This window comes from Paenibacillus paludis (genome assembly GCF_042610515.1).
Taxonomy (GTDB): domain Bacteria; phylum Bacillota; class Bacilli; order Paenibacillales; family Paenibacillaceae; genus Paenibacillus_AQ.
Genome location: NZ_JBGJZP010000007.1, coordinates 382,364 through 406,056 on the forward strand (window position 1 = coordinate 382,364; position 23,693 = coordinate 406,056).

General features: G+C 50.7%; 22 protein-coding genes. 12 read left to right on the forward strand and 10 right to left on the reverse strand.

The genetic code is table 11. The features are described 5' to 3' along the window. Window positions 1–16 precede the first annotated feature (16 nt). The 3 genes from ACAN56_RS16670 to ACAN56_RS16680 all read right to left on the reverse strand — a co-directional run bounded on the left by ACAN56_RS16670 (window position 17) and on the right by ACAN56_RS16680 (window position 3,002). A complete protein-coding gene (locus tag ACAN56_RS16670; RefSeq protein WP_379144248.1) occupies window positions 17–1,018 on the reverse strand; it encodes a sensor histidine kinase in 1,002 nt (333 codons plus the stop codon). Then, the gene (locus ACAN56_RS16675) at window positions 1,015–1,713 is read right to left on the reverse strand and encodes a response regulator transcription factor (RefSeq protein WP_038586809.1); all 699 of its coding nucleotides are present in this window, start codon (window positions 1,711–1,713) and stop codon (window positions 1,015–1,017) included. The genes ACAN56_RS16670 and ACAN56_RS16675 overlap by 4 nt, the downstream gene beginning before the upstream one ends. Window positions 1,714–1,853: 140 nt before the next feature. Then, window positions 1,854–3,002, reverse strand: a complete 1,149-nt coding sequence (locus ACAN56_RS16680; RefSeq protein WP_379144252.1) for a phosphodiester glycosidase family protein — start codon at window positions 3,000–3,002, stop codon at window positions 1,854–1,856. 251 nt (window positions 3,003–3,253) lie between these two features. On the opposite strand from ACAN56_RS16680, the gene ACAN56_RS16685 reads away from it, so the two are divergent. Together ACAN56_RS16685 and ACAN56_RS16690 are read left to right on the forward strand one after the other, a co-directional pair. Continuing rightward, window positions 3,254–3,832: a histidine phosphatase family protein gene (locus ACAN56_RS16685; protein ID WP_038586815.1), complete on the forward strand. Its 579-nt coding sequence runs from the start codon at window positions 3,254–3,256 to the stop codon at window positions 3,830–3,832. Window positions 3,833–3,954: 122 nt separating this feature from the next. After that, window positions 3,955–4,809, forward strand: coding sequence for a GGDEF domain-containing protein (locus ACAN56_RS16690; protein WP_052091847.1), 855 nt, complete (start codon window positions 3,955–3,957; stop codon window positions 4,807–4,809). Here the strand turns inward: ACAN56_RS16690 and ACAN56_RS16695 are convergent. Together ACAN56_RS16695 and ACAN56_RS16700 are read right to left on the reverse strand one after the other, a co-directional pair. Beyond that, window positions 4,806–6,038, reverse strand: coding sequence for an SLC45 family MFS transporter (locus tag ACAN56_RS16695; protein ID WP_379144255.1), 1,233 nt, complete (start codon window positions 6,036–6,038; stop codon window positions 4,806–4,808). The genes ACAN56_RS16690 and ACAN56_RS16695 overlap by 4 nt on opposite strands. A 4-nt stretch (window positions 6,039–6,042) precedes the next feature. Then, window positions 6,043–6,780, reverse strand: coding sequence for a glycerophosphodiester phosphodiesterase (locus tag ACAN56_RS16700; RefSeq protein WP_038586821.1), 738 nt, complete (start codon window positions 6,778–6,780; stop codon window positions 6,043–6,045). A 198-nt stretch (window positions 6,781–6,978) separates the two neighbouring features. Between ACAN56_RS16700 and ACAN56_RS16705 the strand changes: the two genes are divergently transcribed. Then, window positions 6,979–7,503 carry an NAD(+) diphosphatase gene (locus ACAN56_RS16705; RefSeq protein WP_379144258.1) on the forward strand — a complete coding sequence of 175 codons (525 nt, stop codon included), beginning with the start codon at window positions 6,979–6,981 and terminating at the stop codon, window positions 7,501–7,503. 152 nt (window positions 7,504–7,655) lie between these two features. On the opposite strand, the gene ACAN56_RS16710 is transcribed toward ACAN56_RS16705, so the two are convergent. From ACAN56_RS16710 to ACAN56_RS16720, 3 genes are all read right to left on the reverse strand, one after another. Continuing rightward, window positions 7,656–9,260, reverse strand: coding sequence for a type 2 periplasmic-binding domain-containing protein (locus ACAN56_RS16710; protein ID WP_379144325.1), 1,605 nt, complete (start codon window positions 9,258–9,260; stop codon window positions 7,656–7,658). A gap of 211 nt (window positions 9,261–9,471) precedes the next feature. Beyond that, entirely contained in the window at window positions 9,472–10,365 is an 894-nt protein-coding gene (locus tag ACAN56_RS16715) for a carbohydrate ABC transporter permease (protein WP_379144261.1), read from the reverse strand. Window positions 10,366–10,409: 44 nt separating this feature from the next. After that, window positions 10,410–11,273, reverse strand: coding sequence for an ABC transporter permease (locus ACAN56_RS16720; RefSeq protein ID WP_038598724.1), 864 nt, complete (start codon window positions 11,271–11,273; stop codon window positions 10,410–10,412). Between the two features lie 313 nt (window positions 11,274–11,586). Between ACAN56_RS16720 and ACAN56_RS16725 the strand changes: the two genes are divergently transcribed. From ACAN56_RS16725 to ACAN56_RS16735, 3 genes are all read left to right on the forward strand, one after another. Further along, the gene (locus tag ACAN56_RS16725) at window positions 11,587–13,167 is read left to right on the forward strand and encodes a response regulator (RefSeq protein ID WP_379144263.1); all 1,581 of its coding nucleotides are present in this window, start codon (window positions 11,587–11,589) and stop codon (window positions 13,165–13,167) included. Window positions 13,168–13,187: 20 nt separating this feature from the next. Continuing rightward, on the forward strand, window positions 13,188–14,960 hold the full coding sequence (locus tag ACAN56_RS16730; RefSeq protein ID WP_379144266.1) for a sensor histidine kinase: 1,773 nt from the start codon (window positions 13,188–13,190) through the stop codon (window positions 14,958–14,960). A 105-nt stretch (window positions 14,961–15,065) separates the two neighbouring features. Next, entirely contained in the window at window positions 15,066–16,193 is a 1,128-nt protein-coding gene (locus tag ACAN56_RS16735) for a family 10 glycosylhydrolase (protein WP_379144269.1), read from the forward strand. A gap of 192 nt (window positions 16,194–16,385) precedes the next feature. On the opposite strand, the gene ACAN56_RS16740 is transcribed toward ACAN56_RS16735, so the two are convergent. Then, window positions 16,386–16,994 carry a hypothetical protein gene (locus ACAN56_RS16740; protein WP_379144271.1) on the reverse strand — a complete coding sequence of 203 codons (609 nt, stop codon included), beginning with the start codon at window positions 16,992–16,994 and terminating at the stop codon, window positions 16,386–16,388. A gap of 275 nt (window positions 16,995–17,269) precedes the next feature. Between ACAN56_RS16740 and ACAN56_RS16745 the strand changes: the two genes are divergently transcribed. From ACAN56_RS16745 to ACAN56_RS16765, 5 genes are all read left to right on the forward strand, one after another. Then, on the forward strand, window positions 17,270–17,722 hold the full coding sequence (locus ACAN56_RS16745; RefSeq protein ID WP_038586844.1) for a NanQ anomerase/TabA/YiaL family protein: 453 nt from the start codon (window positions 17,270–17,272) through the stop codon (window positions 17,720–17,722). 148 nt (window positions 17,723–17,870) lie between these two features. Next, on the forward strand, window positions 17,871–18,788 hold the full coding sequence (locus ACAN56_RS16750) for an AraC family transcriptional regulator (RefSeq protein ID WP_038586847.1): 918 nt from the start codon (window positions 17,871–17,873) through the stop codon (window positions 18,786–18,788). A 39-nt stretch (window positions 18,789–18,827) separates the two neighbouring features. Continuing rightward, window positions 18,828–19,904 (forward strand): Gfo/Idh/MocA family protein, encoded by a 1,077-nt coding sequence (locus tag ACAN56_RS16755; protein WP_379144275.1) that lies wholly within the window; start codon window positions 18,828–18,830, stop codon window positions 19,902–19,904. A 336-nt stretch (window positions 19,905–20,240) separates the two neighbouring features. After that, entirely contained in the window at window positions 20,241–20,972 is a 732-nt protein-coding gene (locus tag ACAN56_RS16760; RefSeq protein ID WP_038586852.1) for a ThuA domain-containing protein, read from the forward strand. After that, the gene (locus tag ACAN56_RS16765; RefSeq protein WP_038586855.1) at window positions 20,973–21,941 is read left to right on the forward strand and encodes a sugar phosphate isomerase/epimerase family protein; all 969 of its coding nucleotides are present in this window, start codon (window positions 20,973–20,975) and stop codon (window positions 21,939–21,941) included. A 392-nt stretch (window positions 21,942–22,333) separates the two neighbouring features. Here ACAN56_RS16765 and ACAN56_RS16770 read toward each other — a convergent pair whose 3' ends face one another. After that, on the reverse strand, window positions 22,334–22,843 hold the full coding sequence (locus ACAN56_RS16770) for a GNAT family N-acetyltransferase (RefSeq protein ID WP_038586857.1): 510 nt from the start codon (window positions 22,841–22,843) through the stop codon (window positions 22,334–22,336). Between the two features lie 144 nt (window positions 22,844–22,987). On the opposite strand from ACAN56_RS16770, the gene ACAN56_RS16775 reads away from it, so the two are divergent. Beyond that, window positions 22,988–23,683, forward strand: a complete 696-nt coding sequence (locus ACAN56_RS16775) for a copper homeostasis protein CutC (protein ID WP_038586860.1) — start codon at window positions 22,988–22,990, stop codon at window positions 23,681–23,683. The last annotated feature ends 10 nt before the right edge of the window (window positions 23,684–23,693 follow it).

Consider the following 23,693-nt stretch of genomic DNA (forward strand, 5'->3'; position numbering starts at 1 on the left):
GAGCAGATGCTGTAGTTCAGCCGCGAAGAGGATCAACTGCTCCTCCGAAAGTAATGCGAACCGTGGTTCCCTTGCCGGGCCGGGATTGCAGCTCTACCGTATGCCCGAGCCTTGCGCAGATCTCACGGACCAGATAGAGGCCCATCCCGGTGGATTCATGATACTGGCGGCCGCGTTCTCCGGTGAAATAAGGATTGAACACCCGTTTCAGGTCTTCGGGAGAGATGCCAATGCCCTGATCTTTAATCTGTAAGACGCTCCCGGTTCCCGTCTGCTCCGCGGAAATGGTTACCGTCTTGCCTGTCCCGGCTGTATAATTTACGGCGTTGACGAGAATCTGGGCCAGCATGAATCTCAGCCATTTGGCGTCGCTGTATACAGAGAGTCCATCGTCAACGGTAATGTCTACCCGGACTCCCCTCCGGATGAACAGCCTGCGGTTATCGGCGACGGTCTCGCTTACGGCTTTGCGAAGCAATAGAGGCTGAACATGGAAATCATCCTCAAAGCGTTCCAGCCTGGAGGTGTAGATAACCATCTCCAGTCCCTTGCGGAGCCGCTCCACCTCCTCTTGGATGCTGCTGGCAGCATCCTCCTCCAAATCCTGAAGGGTAAGCTGGATGACGGAAAGCGGCGTCTTCATCTGGTGTACCCAGCGGTTGATGAAATCGATATGCTGATCCATCCGCCGGGTATGGGAATGCAGCTGGTCCAGATAGTAGTGGTGGTTATGCTGCAGCATCTCCGTCACCGCTTCGGGCAGCGGCGCATCGTCAAGGGGAATAAGCTGTTCCCCCGGGGCTCCGCCGGGTCCGCTCAGGCGGGTGTATAGCTTATAGTGCTGAACATACCGGAAGCCCAGATATAGAATGAGAACTGCAAAGCTGAGGGCCATACCGTATAAAACAATCGAGAAGGGTCTGTATTCGCCCGTAACCCAGTAGAGCACGGGGATGAGGATCATCTGGAGCAGATAGAAGAGCAGCAGCGGCCGGTGATCCTTAAGAAACAGCCTCATGGTGTTTCTCCGGAGAGGCTGAGCCGGTAGCCGGCACCTCTTATCGTTTCTACGATGTCGTCAAGATCAAGATCCTTGAGCTTCTTACGTACGCGGGTGATATAGACATTTAGTGTATTATCATCGATGAAGTGCTGATCCTCCCACATCAGGTCCAGCAGCCGTTCACGGGAGACGACGCGCCCTTCCTTCAGCAGGAGCGCTTCCAGCAGGACGGCTTCCTTCTGTGTAAGCTCAGCGGACAGGCCGTTGTGCTGGATCACATAACGCTCCGGATACAGCGTCAGTCCTCCGGCTTGAAGCTTGCGTTCTTCCTGGCTGTGGGCGTAAGAGCCGTAAGCTCTACGCAGATGGCTGCGGATTTTGGCCAGCACGACCTCGTATTGGAACGGCTTGATAATGTAATCGTCGCCGCCGTTCTCCAGCGCCATCACCTGATCCATGCCACTGTCCCGGGCAGATATGAAGAGGATGGGGCAGAGTGAGGATTTGCGAAGCTGGCGGCACCAATAGAACCCGTCATATCTCGGCAGATTGACGTCCAGCAGCACCAGGCTTGGGGCACTGTCCTCAAAGGTTTCCAGCACTCTATTGAAGTCATCTACGATAACGGTATGAAAATCATATTTTGACAAATAACTGCTAAGCAGGTCTGCCAGCTTGGCGTCGTCCTCGACAATCAGAATCGTTTCCATGAATTCACTCCTTTGTCCAGTATTACAGTAACATGCTAAGGGAAATTTATGCAAAACAGGATTCAGACGCAAACAACCTCCCGGGCTGCCGGAAAAAGATCCGGCTGCGGGAGGCTGCTTGTATGTTGCGGAAGGATGGATTAACGGGTTTTGATGACCAGCGCATTGCTGATCAGACGTCCCGGTGTTGTCAAATATTTGCCGTTGTAATACAATCCGCTGGAGGCGCCGCCATCCAGATTCATGGCCTGATAGGCACCGGCCTGCTTCATAATCTGCGCCAGCTGCGAAATGGTAGCCCCGCTGGTGGTCAGAAGAATCAGCTTGTGGTCGCGCGTCAAGCCCAGCGCACTGCGGGCTCCGCCGCCGGTGCGGATTTTGGGATCCCTGAAGCCTTCGGCGGTCACATCCACCGCTACCTTCCCGTTAACCAGCAGCCGGGGGCCGGCCTGAAGCGCACCTTCGATGGTCCCGCTCTGGAAGCGCGATGCGAATTCAGTGCCAGGAATCAGCTCTGCCAAAAGATTGCGGTCATAAGCGAATACGGCCCGCCGTTCTCCAGCGCCGTTCTTGAGCATCTTTCCGCCGCTGATGATATAACCATAAGGGACTTTGTATGCCCCTTTAGTGTAGGCATCAAAGTAGGTCCCGTTGATCGCAACGAGAGCACCGCTGCGTTTGGCAATGCTGCCAAGTGATTCCGTCTTGCCGACCGTGTTGCCAGCAAGCACTACATCCAGCTTCACCGAGGGATGGAGCAGGGAAGCGGTGACTGTCTGCACTGTAAAGGAGCGGCTGCCGACCTTAAAGGTGCGATTGCCGCTGACTACCGCAGGGGATTCCGCTTTAAGGAGTGCTCCGCTGAGTACAGGCAAGGTGGCGGAGGTTTCGTCCGCTGTCAGCGTGAGCGACGAGGCCTGCGGATTCCACTTCAGCTGAAGGCCCAGTGTTTGGCTGACCAGAGACAGCGGAACATACGTCGTGCCGCTGCCGCTGAAGACCGGCTCACTCAAGGTTACGGCCTTGTCGTTCACGGAAGCCTTCGCCGAGCCCGGAATCAGGCGGAGGGAAGCCTCGCCCTTTGTAATTTCTATCGTTCCGCCAGGAGTGAGGATCGACCGGATGCCGGCAAAATCATTCAGGAAACGCAGCGGAATGAAAGCATGATTCTCCTTGTCCACATAAACTGCGAGCTTGGACGCAGGCGCCGCGGAGGCGCTTGATGATGCGGGAGGAAGAACGTAAAGCGGGAGAAGCAGGGTAAGGATGAGGGCGATGATTTTTTTCATGATGAACAGTATCTCCTTTTAAGTGGCGGCAGCATGATCTGCCATGCAGGATGAATTTGGAACATGCTCCAGAATGAAGCACCGGGTCTTATTATCATATAAGGGCAGTCTAACCGTCAATTACTAGGCTTCAGTGCAGGCAGAATGGTGATCAACTGATGATCCCTATATCGGGTGGCGTATGCATCTTCCAGACTGTTCGTTTATAATCTAGTAAGCTTACTTATTCTTCATAAAGGCGGGTAGCAACAATGACAAGAATCGGCTTGATTCGGCATGGCAGCACAGCTTGGAATAAAGAAGGACGGATACAGGGGCATACGGATAACCCTTTGGACGAGGAAGGACTTCAGCAGGCAGCGGCTATAGCAGAACGTCTCAGCGGAGAACAGTGGGACTATATCTACTCAAGCGACCTGCTGAGAGCAAGACAGACGGCAGAGGTGATCGCAGCGAAGCTGGGCCTGCAGGTAGCGGGAGTGATTCCGGGAATTAGAGAGATGAACGGCGGACTGCTTGAGGGCACCACGGAGCAAGAGCGGGTGGAACGCTGGGGGACAGAATGGAAGTCGCTGGACCTCGGGCTGGAGAGCAATGAATCAGGCAAGCAACGGGGAAGCAAGGCGATTGAAGAGATTGCATTGAAGCATCCCGGCCACAACATCCTGATTGTCAGCCACGGCGCGATTCTGCGGAGCAGCCTGACCGGACTGGTTCCCGGACTGGATGTCAGCGTGCTGCTGAAGAATACCTCTATCACCCGCATCGTTAAAGGGGACAGCGGCTGGACCTGCGAGCTGTATAATTGTGTGAAGCATATGGAGAGCTAGACCTTATCAAGACGGCGTCTTCCAAAACATTCCATGCAGGATCCGCCCGCGCTTGCCGATAATAAGCTTATCGCTTATTACTGTTAACCAGATTTATTTTCATGTAAAAGGGAGTGCGCATCATGATGGAAGAAGCCCGTAATTATATATTGGCTCTATTTTCGGTTCTTATTGCAGCGTTGACTGTGTACAGCCTTCTCCGGCTGACCCGGAATTTCACCTATAAAAATCAAAGAGCCCGTGCTGTGCGCACGAGCCTGATAATACTGATCGCCAGCGGCGGATTATACGGAATGCACTGGCTGGGCAAGCAGTCACAATCCGGCTTGAAACAGGCTGAAGGCAGCCTGTTTATCTCCTTGGTACTCTATACATTGACTCTCTTAGCCCTGATGTATCTGTTCTCCAAGCTTCGCCAGATCCTGACCGAAAGAGAGCAATTGAAGGAACTGGCCTACAGGGATACCTTGACAGGCCTCTTGAACAAAAACGGGATGGATCACTTCTGGGACCACTGCAAACCAAACGAGCAGCTTGCGGTGCTGTTCCTTGACCTGGACCGATTCAAGTCAATCAATGACAGACTTGGCCATCATGTGGGCGATTTGCTGCTTCAGGCCGTCGGCGGCAGTCTGAAACAGTTCACCTCCAAAGGCAAACGGCATATCTTCCGGAACGGCGGGGATGAATTCGTAATTGTCGCCAAGCGCTGCGGCCGTAAGGAAGCAGAGCAGCTTGCTATGCAGATTCTGGAGCAAACGACCCGCATTTACAGTCTGGAACGGCATGAACTGTTTGTTTCAGTCAGCATCGGCATTACGTTGAGCCATGGCAGGATCGACCCGATGCGGCTGCTGAAGGAAGCCGATTCGGCAATGTACAGCGCCAAGCAGCTCGGAAAGGGCCGATATACCATACACAAGCAGGGAAACACGCTTCAATCTGTCAATTGGGCAGGCAGCTCCAAAGCCAATTAATTAAATTTGCTGCGTCCTTTCATCAGGAACAGGCAGAGCAGGGCTATTGCCATGCTCACCGCTGCCGCATAGAACAGGATGGAGTAGTCGGTAAGGTCAATCATCAGCCCAAGCAGCGGTGGGGAGGTGATGGCGGCCAGCGAGGAGACCAGATAATACATTCCGGTGCGTGTACCGATGCTTTCCTCCGTGCCTGTTGCTACTACATAAGGGTATGAATTGATATTAATGCAGGCCCAGAACATCCCGCCAACGAGCAGCAGAATCCGCAGCACAAGCAAATTCTCCGCAAATCCCACGAGGGCAAAAACTGCCATTAGTCCGCATACTCCGGTGACAATAATCTTTTTCTTCCCGAACCGCCCGCCCAGCCAGCCGCTGGGAATCGCAAACACTACGAAGGCTAGCGAAAAGAACGTCAGCGAGAAGGAGGCTGCCTGTTCACTGAGGCCAAGGTGATGTTTGCCGTACAATGTGAACAGCGTCTCTACACCTTGATAAGCTACGAACCAGAAGAAGATGGCTGCTAAGAGCCAGACTGTGGTACGGTCGAGCTGTTTTTTTAAGGAGATGCGTGTAGGTTTGACCCGTGGAATGTTATCGCTGCGTTGCGAATCTCCGGATAAACCAGTGACTTCTTCGGTACCCAGTGCTGCTTCTTTGTTCACCCCATCCCGTTCCTCCTTGATGAACTGCGACACGATGAACAGGCAGAGCAGCGTGATGAGACCGGCAACAATAAACGGCAATGCTGGGCTGGCCTTGTAGAGGAATGAGCCGACGCCAAACGCCAGAATCGACCCAATCCCTCCCATGAAGTTAATCAGGCCGTTCGCCTTGGTGCGCTGCTTATCCGGCGTAATATCCGGCATCAGCGCGACGGTCGGCGAACGGTACAGGCTCATGGCCAGGTTCATCAGCATCATAAAGAGCAGCAGCGTGAACAGCCCGGTGTGGAACGGAATCAGCATCGTCAGTACGGCAGCCAGCGGCATTCCGATCAGCAGATAAGGCATTCTGCGCCCATAACGGCTCACCGTACGGTCACTGCGGTTGCCAATCCATGGCTGCAGAAACAGGGCGAAATAGTTATCAATGGTCATCATGAAGCTGATCAAGGCTACACTGTGTACATATTTCTCCAGGAAAAAAGGTACAAACGCATTATACAAACTCCATGTAATGCTGATGCTGAAAAAACCGAAACCCAGCAGCCAGACTTTCTTCACCCCATCACTCTCCCTTAGCAGTAAGCAGTCTGTCCAGCACGTCCGGATAATCGGTAATGATTCCTGACACTCCGGCAGCGATTAATTCTTTCATGCGCTCCGGATCATTCACGGTCCAAGGATGATAGGCGATGCCATGCTCCGCCGCCTCGGAGACAAACTCCGGCAACACAGCGAAATGGTAGGCATGCAGTGCATCCGCCTGCAGAGAGGCTGCGTAATCCCACGGGCGGTACAAGCCTTCTCCATATAAAATCCCGGTGCGAATCTCCGGTGCCAGCGATTTGCAGTGAGCCAGGGAGTAATGGTTGAAGCTCGACAATATGACGCGTTCACTCATGTTGAATTCCCGCACGGCGGCAATAACCTTTTCCTCCATCCCCGGGTACATAAAGACCCCGTTCTTAAGTTCAATATTTAGCACCGTATCGCTATCCTTGAGCAGATCCAGAAGATCTTCGAGGGTGGGAAGCAGCTCTCCCTTGAATTCTTCCCCGAACCAGGAGCCCGCGTCCAGGTCAAGCAGTTCCTTAAGCGTGTGGTCTTTCACATTCCCGCTGCCGTTTGTCGTGCGGCCCAGCGTTTCGTCATGAATCAGAATCAGTGCGCCATCCTTTGTCATCTGTACATCGGTTTCAATCCCGGTCGCTCCAAGCGTAAGGCCCTTGCGGAATGCTGACATCGTATTCTCCGGACACACAGCGGATGCGCCGCGATGCGCAAAGTTAATTAGCGGATTCATTATTTGCAGTCCCTCCAAGTTGTTTTTTAATAGAGCCCGACGAATCAGGCTACTCTTCTTATTCCACACCGGATAATAAAAACCTGTCCAAAAATCCCCTCAGAACGCGAATTCCTAAAATTTTACCTAGCGATTACATATCCCTGGACCTGTATAATAGGATAGAATTCAGTGTACTTGGAGAGGAAGAGATGTTTCTTGAAGTATTGTATAGAATGCGGAACTGAGCTGATCTTGAAAGAATGCGGCGGGGAGGGGCTGATCCCTTTTTGCGAAGCATGCGGAATGTTCCGGTTTCCTGTTTTTAGCACGGCTATCAGTACCGCAGTGTTGAACAAAGAGATGGACAAGATTCTGCTAATCAAGCAGTATAACCGGCCGGATTACATCCTGCTCGCAGGTTACGTCAACAAAGGGGAGAATGCGGAAGCCACCCTTATCCGCGAGGTAAAGGAAGAGGTAGGGCTGGATATCGTGGCTTATGAATATATGCGCAGCCTTTATTTTGAGCCGTCCAATACGCTGATGCTGAACTTTATAAGCATGGCTGCTTCGGAAGACTTGAGCCGGATGAGTACCGAGGTGGATCAAGCGATGTGGTTCACATTTGAAGAAGCGGCCCGGGAGATCAAAAAGAACAGTCTGGCAGAGACCTTTCTGCTGGCGATTATTGAGAAGCTGAATGCAGGCAAGGTTGACCTCCTTAAACTCACTGAAGCTTAAACGCGCGGCCCCGGTCCGTGCCTTGGGCCAATTGATTCTGACCACAGCCGTATCCATTGATGTGTTTCCATTCTCATCCTGACAAAGCAAAGGGCGTCCCGCGGCCATTTACATGGCAGGGAACACCCTTGTTCTTTTTATAGCGGGACGGTTTAATTCCCTTTTATCTTTTTGATATTGTCCTGCCACTTCCCGGTTTCAAACTTCAGGAGCTTATCATAACCGGCCTTTTGGGCATCCTGCTCGGCTTTGTCTAGCAGGGCGATCACCTCCTGTTCATCCTTGGCGAACAAGGCTTTAGCCCGCACCTTATCGGCGATATCGGCTACACGCTGCATGATCATGCCCTCTTCTGAATCTGGAAGGGGCTGTATATTGCCGAATTCCGTGGCATCAAATGAGGTCTTCCAGGCGATTGTGGTTTGGGAGACCGTAGCCCAGTCGCGCTTATCCTCAGGCAGACTCATTTCATTTTCAGCCTTGGCTCCATCAATAAATGCCGTATTTCCTGCCCATTGAAACGTATCCCAGATGGCCATGAGCTTGGAACGCTCCTCGGCTTCATTTTTATATTTTTCTGTGTAGATGGGTGCGCCTTTCTCATTGATGCCCTGCCAGTACATGCCTTCAGGCCCCCAGAAAATAATACGCTCCCCTTCCTCACCCGTCAGCCAGTCCAGATAGGCAAATATGCCTTCTGGATTCTCAGCCTGTGTTGTGATGACACTGACATTCCAGCCAAGAGAATCAAATTCGTTGACCCATACCTTCTTCGGATCTACGCCGGCTTTATGCAAAGGCCAGATCATCGTGTATCCGCCTTCAGGATCTTTGGCGCGCAGCATGCTGTTCGCTTCCGTGCCGATAACGGTGGTATCGAAATCCCCGTAGATTGCTATGCGGCCATTATTCACCTTTTCCTTGACCTGGTCGCGGGTCTGCGTGATGGCATCCTGGGTAATCAGCTTTTCCCGGAACAATTTATTGGCGAACACCATGGTTTCGCGGTAGACCGGATCACTGAAGAGGGATTTCAGCCCATTCCCCTGGGGGACGACACGCAGAGAGACCTGCCCGACATTCCGGTCTTCCGCCATCCCGGCGTAGAGAAAGTCTATCCCTTGACCCAGCATCCCGACCTCGAATGGAATAATGTCAGGATATTTCTCTTTCACCAGCTTCAGATAGGCATACAGGTCGTCAAAGGTTTCCAGCTTCGGCGATCCGAGTTCCTTGTAGATCTTATTATTTACAGCGTAGCCACCGTTGCCCATCGGATTTTTCGTGTACCAATTTGGGAATTGGTACAGTTTGCCGTCTTCGGAGCGGAGCATGTTGATTGTTTTTTCTCCTGCCCATTTTTTCAGATTAGGATATTTATCAAGATAGGGGTCCAGCGCAACGAGCTTGCCTGCCTTTCTCAGCTTTTCTACTTCGGCTCCGCGGTCTCCCCAGATGACATCCGGGAACTCGCCGGAGGCGATCATTGTATTGAATTTCTGCAGAGCCGCACCGCCGGACTGGATCGACTGGACCGTTACTTTCTTGTTCTCCTGAATCCATTTAGTCGCCGGATCCTGGCCCCAAGGATTCATCGTATACCAGTCATAATTGCCGAAAAAGGAAAAGGTGAGCGGTGTTTCTCCGAAAACAAAAGGTTGGGATGAATCAGTCCCGGCAGTGTTGTTGCTTGGCTTTGCCCCGTCTTCACCGCTGTTTCCACCGCATGCGGCAAGCATGATACTCATACCCAGCATACATACCGGCAGCAGGAATGATTTTTTTGAAATATAAGAGTTTATATGCTTCACGCTATAAATTATCCTTCTATTTCTCGCTGAAACGGATACCGTCCTTTTGAGGACGGCGAAGCCGTTTCCACTTGTAATGAACATCTTCATACCCCCATGGGATTGTTTTTTATGAAAAAGCCGTGAGCTATGATTGCTACACCGATCTTATCCAAGTTCATTCTTTAATGGAACCGATCATGACGCCCTTGGTAAAATATTTCTGCAAAAATGGATAAACGAGCAAAATCGGTACCGTTGCTACCAGCATGGTGGACATGGTGAGCGATTTGGTTGTGACGCTTTGGAGCCGGGCCATGTGGCCTTGAGCAGCCGCATTGGTCTGCATCATCTGTTCAGACATAATGTTGGAGCTTAGAATTTGCTGAAGCAGCGTTTGAATCGGGAGCAGATGCCCGGAGGTGATGTAAATGCTGGCCGTAAACCAGTCATTCCAGTGCCATACTGCAGCAAATAGAGAAAGTGTGGCGATCACCGGACCTGAAATCGGGATGACAATTTTGAAAAAGATGCCGAAGTGGCCGCAGCCGTCGATTTTCGCCGATTCCTCCAAGCCTTCCGGCAGTTCGAGAAAAAACGTGCGGAAAATGATCATGTTCCAGACGCTGATTATATTCGGAACAATCATGACCCAGAAATTATTCATCAGGCCCAGCTCGCGGTTAATCAGAAAGGAAGGAATCAATCCTCCGCTGAAGTACATCGTGATGATGCACAGGATCATATACCCTTTCCGTCCCATGAGCTGTTTCTTGGACATGCCATAGGCAAAGATTGATGTACAGGCAATGGATAGAATTGTGCCAATCACCGTTCGCAGCACGGAAATAAGGAAGCCTGTCATTAGCCGCTTATCCTGAAACACTACAATGTAATTCTCCAGAGTGAATTGTCTGGGCCAAAAGGTGATCCCCCCACGCGTCGTGTCCAAACCCACGTTGAATGAGATGACGATCGAATTCCAGAACGGATACAACATTACAAAAGCCATGAGAATGAGCATGGAGTAAATGAGACTGAGAAGCAAATTGTCAGAAAGGCTGTTTTTCATGCCGTGATCACCTGCATTTCAATGTGTAGTTGCGATGCCGAAGACTACCACAGACTGTGTCCCAGTTTACGGGCTATCCGATTGGCAACTGTGAGCAAAAAGACGCTGATTATTGACTTGAATAAACCGACTGCGGCGGCGTAGGAGAAAAGCGAGTTGCGGATACCAACGCGGTAGACGTAAGTATCAATGACATCGGACACGTCCTGAAGTACAGGGTTTTTGGCCAGGAGCAGGATGTCCTCAAAGCCTGCGCTCAAGATATCGCCAACTGCGAGAATCATGAAGATCGTAACTACGCCGGAAATACCGGGCAGGGTAATGTACCAAATTTTCTTCAAGCGGTTTGCTCCGTCGATGGAGGCTGCTTCGTAAATTTCGGGATTGATGCCCGCAATGGCGGCCAGATATACGATGCCGGAGAAACCGATCTCCTTCCAGATTCCTGTTCCGATCAGGATGGCCCAGAAGTAGCCGGGAATGGACAGGAAATTGACAGGCTCGCTGATTAAATGCAGCTTTTGCAGCAGCATGTTCACGCTTCCGTTATCGGTTGCCAGCATGGAGGTCACAAATCCGGACACGATGACCCAGGACAGGAAGTGGGGCAGGTAGCTGATGGTCTGGATCATCCGTTTGAAGCGCGAGTGAATCACTTCGTTCAGGATAAGCGCCAGCAGTATAGGTGCCGGAAATCCGATGAGGAGTCTCAGGGCACTAATCACAATCGTATTGCGCATGACGGTCCAGAATTCGGGTGCCTCGAAGAACATCTGGAAATACTTGAAGCCTACCCATGGGCTGTGCAGAAATCCTTGAAAAATATCGTAATCCTGAAAAGCCATCAGCACCCCGTACATCGGCAGATAAGAAAAGATCACGATAAGAATCATTGCCGGGATGACCATCAGTTGAAGATCCAGCTGCCTGGAGAATCTGAACCAGAAGGATTTGCGGCTGGCTTCCGGTCGTACGCCCGGAGGGACTCCCGGTGGTGAAGACGTGACGATGCTTTTTTTCATCTGAACACTTCCTTTGCAAATTTCTCTGCTGAAATTCATAGTATAGGAACCGTTCCGGCAAAAACACTGATAAGAACAACGATTTGTAGACTTCTGCAATGAGGATGAAGGTTTTGCAACACGGTAAAAATGAAATGTTATATGATGTGATCAATAGAAAGTGTTGGCTTTAATCACACGGCCGGATTGGAGGTCAAACATGTATAACGTATTGCTGTCAGATGATGAAGTGCTGGATTTAAGAGGGATGCAGCACTTTATACCCTGGAAGGATTTGCAGATGAATGTGGCAGCGGTGGTGAGCAGCGGCTTCGCTGCGCTGGATTATATCCGGAATCATCATGTTGATATTCTGATCACCGATATCCGGATGCCGATTATGTCCGGTCTGGAGCTGTCCCGTGAAGCATTGCAGCTGCTCCCACAGCTGAAAATCATATTTGTAAGCGGTTACGAAGACTTCCACTATGCCAAGCAGGCGATGGAGCTGAATGTGCAGAGTTATGTCCTGAAGCCTGTAGAGGATGAAGAAATGATCGAGGTGCTGCAGAAGGTGAAGGCCCAATTGGATCATGAGGCCCAGCAGTCCAGACTGGAATCGGATTACTATAAGACCTTGCCTGTACTTAAGAACAACAGGCTGCTTGGCCTGCTGGATGGTCAGCAAGACGGAGCAGAAACCATGGATGATCTAGTCCTTGCACAATGCGGGATTAGCCCATCTGCTCCGCAGCGGGTTGCCGTGATTGAGATTGATGATGTGGCCTGGAAGCTGAATGCATACAGCGAGCTGGAGGCGAGGCAGATCGTCAATCAGCTGTATCAAACGGTACTGGATTATTGCACAGAGTGCCGGATCTGGTCGCTGTGCAGGCTTTCCAGCCGTGAATGTGCGCTTGTACTGCAGATGGAGGAACTGGCGGAATGTGAAGCGCTGCTCAGCGGTTTAATTGAACTTATTGGGGTCCGGTTTCCGGTCACCATCACAATAGGCCTGAGCAGCACAGCAGCTTCCACCGCTTCAATTCACACCTCTTATCAGCAGGCGAAACAGGCGCTTGATTATAAAATGCTTGCGGGCAAAAGCCGTCTGATCCAATTTTCCGAGCTGGAGTCAGGCAGCGTGGAGGACGTGCAGAGTCTCGAAATGACGCTGGATGCCCTGTTTGCCGCAATGTCGAATTACAGGCTTGTCCAGCTGCACGATGAACTTGAGAATGTATTCGCCTTGGTCCGCCGGATGAAGTCCAAATCTACCGTCTACAACTTTGCCATTCAGATTATCTCCCGGCTGGATGCCTATCTGGCAGGACTAAACGAGAATCTGTTCCAGATGCTGGGCATGCGAATGGAGAACCTGGACATTTTGTTCAAATTCGAAACCATGGATGATATCCAGTCCTGGCTGCGCCGGAGGGTATTTGAAATCTCTGAAACACTGCATGTAAAGAAGCAAAAGAAAAATAATAAGCTGCTTGAATCGGTCTGCGCCTATGTGGAGAAGCATCTGGACCAGAATATCGCACTCCGGGATGTGAGCAATCTGTTTAGTTTTTCCCCGAATCATCTCGGCGTGCTGTTCAAGCAGGGAACGGGCATTAATTTCAGCGATTACGTGGTGGAGAAGCGGCTGGAGAGAGCCTGCACTTTACTGCAGAATCCCCAATTTAAAATTTTCGAGGTGGCCGGAAGGGTTGGCTATAAAAACCTGACTTATTTCAGCAGGCAGTTTAAAGACAAATATGGGATGACACCGGGGGATTACCGTAAGCAGTGCTGAACAAAGGAGAACAGCGGCCTATGAAGCAAAAGAAACGGTTTCTGTCATTCGGCTACAAGCTGATGATTTCTTATATTGTACTGCTGATTGTCCCGGTTGCTTTTGTCGGTGCCTTTGCTTATAACACGGCGGTTGAATCCATCCGAACACAGACAAAGGCCAATATCCGGGGCACGCTTCAGCAGATTCAGGATAATATCCGTTATAAGGTGGAGGATACCAAGCGGCTGACGGACTCACTGTATTATGACCGCACACTGGCGGATTCCTTAAGGCGCTACGATGACGGCTGGTACAGCTTTGAGACGCTGCAGAGCTATTTGATCCCGATGCTGCAAAATACGGTGCATTCCTCTAACCGCAACATTGCACTGTCCCTGTATATTCAGAATGAGACCATACCCGAGGTTTACTATTCTTACGAAGGGATGGATCCGCTGCGGAAGGGGAGGTTCTACCAGCTGTTTCACCAAAAGCGGATTCTGGGCAAGCCCTGGTTCAGCGGTTTTCCCCGGGAACAATACGGGGTAACGATGCAGTGGCGCCAGATCGAAGATGATGAGTCCTACGGGAATATTTCCTTGCTCCGCAGATTGATGGATACGTATGAGCCCACTGCCCCCAAACCATTTGGTTTTGTCCGGATTACTGTCAAGATTGCCGATCTTCTTGAAAGCGTGAAAGATGATAAGTTCCGCAAGGGCAGTACAGTGTATATAGAAAATGAAAATCATGACATTATCCACCTTTCTTCAGGGGATAAAAATATGAAACCCGAGCAAATTCCACTGCTGGAGAGCAAGGATTATCTGCAAATCAAGGCGCCGGTCGAGGAGCTGAACTGGACGCTTGCGGTCAATATCCCCAATGAAGTTTTGGAGCAGGATATCCAGAAGGTCAAAAGCGTAACCATTCTCGTCTGCCTGATCATGATCGGTTTCTTTTCCGCAGCAGGTATGCTGCTGTCCGGCTATTTTTCCCGGCGTGTCGTCAAAATTGTGTCTGTCCTCCGTTCCTTTCAGGAAGGGGATTTGCATAAAAGGCTTAGTTACCGGGGCAATGACGAATTTAATCAGATCTCCCTGGCACTAAATAATATGGGGGAGAATATGAACCGCCTGATTCAGGAAGTTTACCTCTCCAACCTGCACAAGAAGGAAGCAGAGCTGGAAATTCTTCAGGCACAGATCAATCCCCACTTTTTGTATAACTCGTTCTCTTCCATAAACCGTCTGGCACAGTTTGGTGAGATCAGTAAAATCCGTTTGATGGTCAGCGGCCTTGCGAAATTCTACAGGCTGACACTGAATGAGGGCAGGACGATGATTCCGGTCGAGAAGGAGCTGCAGCATGTACAGACCTATATTGACATCCAGAAAATCAAATATGAGGATCATCTCACCTTTAATTTCGATATTGACCAGAAGGTGCTGGGTTTTGATACTGTAAGGCTGATTTTGCAGCCCTTTGTGGAGAACATTCTTGAGCATGCTTTTTACGGGGAGACCATTCATATCCGCATTACGGCGGAGGCTGGTCAGCAGGGAATTGTGTTCAAGGTGATTGACGACGGCATCGGTATGACTAAGGAAACCATCCGGCAGATTTTCTCTCCAAGCGGGATCAAGATGGGGTATGGCATCCGCAACGTCGACCAGAGAATCAAGCTGCAATTTGGCGATTCATACGGTGTCTTGCTCTACAGCCGGCTTGGAATCGGAACAACTGTTCAAATCACTATCCCTTACTTTCATCATACAGAGCTCACCGGCAACGACGGGACACAGGGATAAGGCAGAAGCTTTCCGAGCTTTCAGTCTGTCTAGGAAAGGAGGAGGAATAGGAATTCGTAACATCTAATCTGCACCCCATCTAATTATAGAAAGGCGGAGAAAACAATGACTAAAGGTAAAAGAAAACGGACTTTGCTGATGGCCCTGCCCGCGCTGCTGCTGAGCTTTATGCTGAGTGTTCCGGCCCAGACAACAGCTGCCCAAACAGGACCCTTCGTATCCGAGATCATCGTGCGGACAGGTGCCAATTTTAAAATCCATAATGATGTTGTCAGCTTCGTGAACAATGCGGCAAAGAACAATATTTCCGTCATCAATTTGAGTGTGAAGCAGGATGAGGATGAGGAGGTTCCGTCCGGCTATGCATTTTATAAGAGCAAGATTGCACCGGTCGCTTCAGGATACTCCAATTTTGACGCAGTCAAGGATGTTATTGCTGAGGCACATAAAAAGAATATTCAGGTGAGGGCATGGATTCCGCAGTTCCACGACCGTGCGGCCTTTGACAAGAACAGCGAGTGGCAGATGCGCGCGCTTGTGGACGGCAAGGTGAAGCCTTTTACAGGCTCCAATGGCACTGAATATTTCGTGAATCCGCTCCATCCTGGTGTGCAAGCCTATGAGCGCTCTATCATCAAAGAAGTTGCTGAAAATTATGATGTCGATGGTATTGTCCTGGACTGGCTCCGCTTTGACGATTACAACATGGATATGGGCGATTACACGAGAACACAGTATAAAAATCAATACGGCTATGATCCAATTACTATTAACTTTGCTTCGGATAATGCGAAACGGGAGGAGTGGAATGACTGGAGAACGACCAAGCTTGGGGAGTATGTGCGTGATGTGAAAAGCGATTTGGACGGGATTACGCCAGGACTCTTTTTCGGGGCTTATATTCTGCCGCCGGAGTTTGTGGAAGTCGGACAGGATGCCGCCAAATTTATGCCATACATGGATTTCGTTTCTCCGATGGCCTATTTCGACGATTGGGAATTTCCGCAAAGCTGGGTTTATGACAGCGAAGGAATACTAAGCCAGACCCGGCAAAAAATCGGCAATGCCGAAATCATCGCCGCGTTGGATACCGATTGGACCGATGCCCAGTATAAAAACGTACAACAGGGAATCCGCTCCAACTTTCCCGACATTTCAAATCTGGCTTTTTTCATTTATGGCAAGTGGACGAATACGGATATGAAGAATATCAATAAGCGCGCAAACTGGTAGCTATATAAGTTGAACTTTAGCTTTACCCCGCCGGCATAGAATGCAACTGCGGTGAATGTTTGGATTTCCGGCCGCTGTTGTCGTAAGAATTTCTTGATTTAACCCGCTATTTGCGGTTGAAATCCGTAGAACGGCGGGGATATTGGCAAGTTAAGCATGTAGGATGGAAAGCAATACGATGACCGTACGGTACTATGCTGAGACAATATCCCGGATCATCTCATGCACATGCTGTACTTCCATAAGGGCCTGGGAGTATTCCAGGTCCGATTTTTTGGCCGGTATCTGCCTTGGAAGAAAGGGAATCGACAGTACAGGCGTATCCTTGCTGCTGAGGTAGATTTTAAGCGTAAGCTCAATGATTTCCTCGGGTTTTCCGTCTTCCTGTCTGTTTGCGGTTCCGTAGACTGCGGCAGCATCCAGCACTTTACCTGTGCCGGCCTTTGCGCCGCTGCTGGTAATCCGGCTGGTTTTGCTGGCTTTGGTCAGGGTGAGGGCGTTCTCAACAATTTCAGAGCCTAAGATCACATCAAAGGTGTAAAGGACAGCTGAGGGCGTTGCATGGTTGTCAGGGGAATACATGCCGATAGCGAGCTGCTTGCCTCCTTCATCCAGGGCAATGATATGAGATTTGTCTGGAGTGATGAACCGCTTAGTGAATTTAAGGTTGAAATCAGCCAGTGTATGGATCAGCTTGTTCAAGTCAGACGAAGGATCGGACAGTTTATGCCGCAGCACCGCTGCCGCCAGCAGCAAGCCAACACCCAGTGCGGCGAACATGTACATCAGGATAATGAGCATTATACCGCCTCCTAAAAGTTTTGCGAGCTTAGCCTCATTGAATCCACTTCGAACAAAACTCACTTCGAAAGCATAGACTTAAGTTTTGCGAGCTTAGCCTCATTGAATCCACTTCGAACAAAACTCACTTCGAAAGCATAGACTTAAGTTTTGCGAGCTTATTAAGAATCTATGCCGGGGGTACGTGAACAAATACATAGACCTGCCGCGGGGAATCAACTATTCTTTTTCTATTCCGCGAGACGGGGATATATGATTATAGGAGGATTTCGGGCATGATAGTGGATACATTGGGGCATTTGCTGGAGAATGAGGCTGCTTACGGAGAGAAAATTCAGCGTGGACTGCAGTTCCTGCGGGATACGGACTTTGCAGGACTGGCTGCAGGCCGCCATGATGTGAATGAAGAAATGTTCTATTTCATCAATGAATACGAGACCAAGGACGCCGGAGACTGCTTCTGGGAAGCCCACCGGATCAATCTTGATCTGCATTATATTCTTGAAGGTACGGAGCGCATCGGTTATTCCGCTATTGAGCAGCTCAAGGTTAGAGATGAATACAGCGCCGAGAAAGATGCGGTGTTCTTTACGGGCGAGCTGGAGTCGGCGGTAACCGCAGGTCCGGGAGCGCTTGTCGTCTGCTATCCGCAGGACGGGCATATGACAGGGATTGAAGCGGGGAAGAAGGAAGCGGTGCGGAAGGTTGTTTTGAAGATTAAACTCTGATTTGTTTTCGATATAAATATGCTGTAAAAGAGAGCCCCGCGGGGCTCTTTTTTGCGCCTCTTGATGTGTCCTCTGCCGGGGGATAAGATAAAGTGGGGTTCAATTAAATTTTAATTACAGCTAATTACCCGGACAAGGAGCCGCGCTAATGAATATTTATCTCGAACTTCCGGATGTGGATAAGCATTTCCCCTTCCGCAGTTTAGTCTGCGGAGGTGACGATCTCACATATCCGCATTGGCATAAAGAAATCGAAATTATTTACGTCACCAAAGGAAGACTAAATCTGGGAATAAATGATACCCCGATCCGGATGGAACAGGGTGAAATACAGTTCATCAATGGCGGAGATGTGCACTATTTCCTCGCCTCGCCTGAAAGTGAACGGTTTGTGATCCAGTTTGATCTCGGACTGTTTCAGGAGGTTACTGCGCTCGGCGGCAATGAATATTCGCTTCGCGATCTGTTCACAGAGATGGAGCAATCCAGTTCAAGCTGGCCGGAAGCGGTAGCAACGAAGGTGATTGGCCTTCTGGAGAGCATTTACGAGGAGGACACGCAGCGGCGTGAAGGCTATGCCTTTCTCATCAAGGCGAGACTGTTCGAGCTGCTGACGGTTATTATGCGGGAAGTGCCGAAGAATAGCAGCAACAGAGGGCCCAAGTTCTCGGAGGATACTCAGATCCAGTCGCGGGAAACGCTGGAACGGCTGGAGCGGATTTTCATCTATGTCGAGCAGCATTACCAGGAACCGATTACGCTAAACGAAGTAGCCGGACATATGGGCTTCAGTCCGTATTATTTTACTAAGCTGTTCAAGAAGAATACGGGCATGACCTTTGTTGCCTTTCTCAATGAATACCGGCTGAATAAAGCCAAGTGGATTCTGCTCAATGAGAACCTGCCCATGTCTGCCGTGGCGGAAGCGGCGGGGTTTGGCAGCGTGAAGACTTTCCATCATTTTTTCAAGGAAGCGACGGGAATATCGCCCCTGAAATACCATAAGACAATATTCAGGAATAACAGGGCAAGATTGCAGGAAGAAAGCCCTTCCGCGGATTTGTAAGATAGAGATATTACATCAACAAGTGGAGGTTAAGAGAGAATGACTTTAAAAGTTGGAATTATCGGCTGCGGCGGCATCGCGAACGGCAAACATATGCCTGCGCTCAAAAAAGTGGAAGGTGCGGTGATGGTAGCTTTCTGCGATATCGTTCCTGAACGTGCCGAGCAGGCCAAAGCGGATTACGGAGATGCCAGCGCTGCGGTATACAGCGATTATAGAGAGCTGCTTAAGGATGCAAACATAGATGTGATTCACGTGTGTACGCCGAACATTTCCCATGCGGAGATTTCGATTGCGTCCATGGAGGCCGGCAAGCATGTAATGTGCGAGAAGCCAATGGCCAAGACGACTGCGGAAGCACAGGCGATGATTGATGCTGCGAAGCGCACCGGCAAGAAGCTGACGATCGGATATCAGAACCGGTTCAGAGCCGATTCAGCTTATCTGCATGCCGTATGCGAGAACAACGAGCTTGGAGAAATTTATTATGCCAAAGCGAAGGCCATCCGCCGCCGTGCGGTTCCGACCTGGGGCGTGTTTCTCGATGAAGAAGCGCAAGGCGGCGGTCCGCTGATCGATATCGGCACCCATGCTCTTGATTTGACCCTGTGGATGATGGACAACTACAAGCCGAAGTATGCCGTGGGCAATGCCTACCACAAGCTGTCCGGCCGCAAAAATGCAGCAAACGCCTGGGGGCCGTGGGACCCGGAGAAATTCACCGTTGAAGACTCCGCCATCGGCTTCATTACGATGGAGAATGGCGCAACGATCGTGCTTGAAGCCAGTTGGGCGCTGAACACGCTGGATGTCGGCGAAGCCAAGACTGCGCTCTGCGGCACGGAAGGCGGAGCGGATATGGAGAAGGGGCTGCGCATTAACGGAGAGGCCTACGGCAAGACGTTCGAGAAGTATATCGGACTTGATGCGGCTGGCGTTGACTTCTACGACGGTACCGGAGATGACCCCGCAGTGGTTGAAGCCGAGCAGTGGATCCGCAGCATTGTGAACGACACCGAGCCGGTGGTGAAACCGGAGCAGGCGCTGGTGGTTACACGCATTCTGGAGGCGATCTACAAATCGTCAGAGACCGGAATGCCGGTGTTTTTTGACTAAAGAACTTTGAGTAATAATGAGAGATACCCTGTCTCATGCATTAACAGGAAAACGGCCCGCTAATTGAGAGTCTGGCAGATCCAGATGACAAGTAAGGGGAATTGAGCACGCTAATTTTCAAGGATCTTTCAAATTCACCGAACCCGGCAGAATTAAAGGGCCAATTTCCCTTTAAGTGTCGAGAAATGAACATAGCCATGTATTTAGCGGGTGATTTTCCCGCTTTAAGAAACTTAGGACATTAAAGTCCCACATGTATTTTATGCTTATCGATTTTGCATTAACGGATAACTCAGCATATCCCTGAATTTATCTCAAATTAGGAGTGTGTCCAAAGTGACCAGAGTAACCATATGGAATGAATACCGTCATGAATTGCAGGAGGAACGAATCCGCCGGGTGTATCCGCAGGGAATTCACGGACAACTGGCCGGATTCCTGCAGGAAGCAGGCTTTGATACAGCAACAGCAACCCTGGACGAGCCGGAGCATGGCTTGACGGAAGAGGTGCTGGAGAATACGGATGTGCTGGTCTGGTGGGGGCATGTTGCCCATCAGGAGGTCAGCGACGAGATTGTAAGCCGCGTGTACAACCGGGTTCTGAAGGGAATGGGGCTGATTGTGCTTCACTCCGGCCACATGTCCAAAATCTTCATGAAGCTGATGGGCACCAGCTGCGACCTGAAATGGCGCGAAGCAGAAGAGAAGGAACGTCTCTGGGTAATGGACCCGAGCCACCCGATTGCCGAAGGCATCGGCGAATACATCGACCTGGAGCAGGAAGAGATGTACGGGGCGCATTTTGATGTACCGGCACCGGAGAGCCTCATCTTTGTAGGCTGGTTCGAGGGGGGCAATGTGTTCCCGAGCGGTTCGACTTACCGGCGTGGAAGCGGGAAGATTTTTTATTTCCAACCGGGCCATGAATCATATCCAACCTATTACAACAAGGAAATTCAAAAAGTGATTATCAATGGCGTCAATTGGTGTGCACCAACCAAACGTGATTATCCGGTGTACGGCCATTCCGAAGCTTTGGAGCCAATCAGAGAAAAGGTGGGAATATAAATGAAGTTAGGTGTATTTGATCCGGTATTCGGAAGCTTAACACTCGAAGAGATGCTCGATAAAATTGCTGCCGCTGGCCTGAACGCCGTGGAAATCGGCTCGGGAGGCAATCCGGGCAATGCCCACTGTCCGACCGACGAGCTGCTGGCCAGCGAATCGGCCCGCGAGGTTTATCTCGAACAATTCACCAAACGCGGGATTATCATCAGCGCTTTCAGCTGCCACAATAACCCGATTTCACCGGATAAGGAAGAAGCCCGTCAAGGTGACGAAATTCTGCGCAAGTCGATCAAGCTGGCTTCGCTCATGGGCGTACCGGTTGTCAATACGTTCTCAGGTACTGCCGGGGACAGTGACGACGCCAAAGCACCTAACTGGCCGGTAACTCCTTGGCCTACCGTATACAGCGATATTTTGACCTGGCAGTGGGAACAGAAGCTGATTCCGTACTGGAAGGAAATCGGCAAGCTGGCCGAAGAGCATGGAGTCAAGATCGGTATCGAGCTGCACGGCGGCTTCCTGTGCCATACGCCATATACGATCCTCAAGCTGAGAGAAGCTACCTGCGATGCCATTGGTGCGAATCTCGATCCGAGCCATCTGTGGTGGCAGGGTATTGATCCGGTAGGAGCGATCAAGATTCTCGGCAAGGCAGGCGCGATCCATCATTTTCACGCCAAGGATACCTATCTTGACCAGGACAACATCAACATGTACGGCTTGACCGATATGCAGCCTTATGGGGATGTACAGACCCGGGCCTGGACCTTCCGCTCCGTAGGCTGCGGGCACAGCATCTCCGAATGGTCGGATATTATGAGCGCGCTGCGCACTTACGGCTACGACTATGTGGTAAGCATTGAGCATGAAGATCCGCTGATGTCGGTGGATGAAGGATTCTACCGGGCTGTCACTAATCTGCAGTCCATTCTCATCCGCGACCAGCCACTGGATATGTGGTGGGCGTAAAGGGATTTTAGTTCTGTCTATAGCAAAAGCCGGTGTTTCTGCGAATCGCAGAAACACCGGCTTTTATTTTAACCGCACGCGAGCTGCAAGGCGCAATGAAGGGTAAAAGTGCACTTGATTCCGTCGTACGCGCGCAACATGTTGGAAGGTGTCCGATCGCTTCAGGCTAGTGAAAATACTGCACGTTATACAATAATGCAGGTTCTTTTTTATCCAGCCTTAAGTGAGCAAGCTTATTTACTATATAGAGTGAACTTAATAATCTAACTTACTGTATTGGTGAAACCATTGACCCGCATTTCATCAGTAAGCATGCCATCATTCTTTAGTTCAGCTTATATAGCTTCTATTTCGACTTGTGCCCTGGCAAAGATGAGTGTGCCTTTTTTTGTTCAAATTAACTTATAATATAATACCGTAGCATCCAGTTGCCCGTTGGCTGACCGGCAATAATTCGGGATTCGGCCTGCCTCGATGTATCCCCGTGATTGATAGAGCAGGTTGGAGGGATCGCCTTCCCGCGTATCCAGAACAAGCAGTGTTCTGTCTGCTGCCGCTGCGGCTTGTTCGGCGGTATCGAGCAGCAGTCCGGCGATGCCCTTGCGGCGGTGCTCTGGGTGAACCATCAGTTTGGCAATTTCCGCGCGGTGCCGGGCATTGGCTTTGGCGGCTAAATGGAGCTGCACTGTACCCGCAATTTTGTCGCCCTCCATTGCTGTCCAGAGCAGCACATGCGGATCAGGGACGCTTTTCCAATAGGCTGAAGCTTCCTCAGCTGTGACCGGAGGGAGAAATCCGATCGAGGCGCCATCTTCCACTACTTCTGTCAACAGCCCGCTCAATTCAAGCTCTGTCTCCGGCAGTAATGTTTCCAATAGTACAACATTGATTTTAGAGTTCATCGGATTTAGTTCCTTTCACCAATAAAATGTAACAGCTAAATACAATAGAATGAATTCTGTATTATTCTCATTATACTTATGGGAGGTAAATTAACAAAAGATAAAAGGCATGGATGAATATAATCAAGGAGAGGAAGTGGAGCAATGCTGTTAGAGGTCATTGCAACGACCGTAAATGATGCCGTCCTTGCCGAACGGCATGGAGCAGACCGGATTGAGCTGATTTCAGGCATCCTGGAGGGGGGACTGACTCCCAGCCTGGGGCTGATGGAAGGCGTGCGCGAAGCCGTGGGCATCCCGGTCAGAGTCATGGTGCGGCCGCATGCCCGGTCATTCCGTTATGATAAGGCGGATGCGGAGACGATGCTGCGAGACATCCGCCATATTGCCGCCATAGGAGGGCTGTCGGTGGTCATGGGAATGCTCCGCCGCGACCGGACGGTGGATGAAGAGCTGCTCAAGCAGCTGCTTCAGGCTGCAGACGGCATGGAGGTGACCTTCCACCGGGCCTTTGATGAGGCTGCAGATCAGCTCGAAGCCCTGGAGGTTCTGTCACGCTACCCTCAGGTGACGGATATTCTGACCTCCGGAGGGCAGCGGACTGCGCCCGAAGGCGCGGAAAGGATTGCGGTGCTTGAGCGTTTATCCTCCGCGAAATCCGTCTCCATTCTGGCCGGAAGCGGCCTCAAAGCTTCTGGCCTGAGGGAGTTTCTGGGTGAAACAGCTGTGGAACGGGTGCATTTCGGGTCCGCGGTAAGAGAAGACGGCGATCCGCTGCGGCCGATTGATCCCGGGCGGCTGCAGGAAGTCCGTTCGATTCTGGATCTATGGGGAAAGTGAACTGAATGTA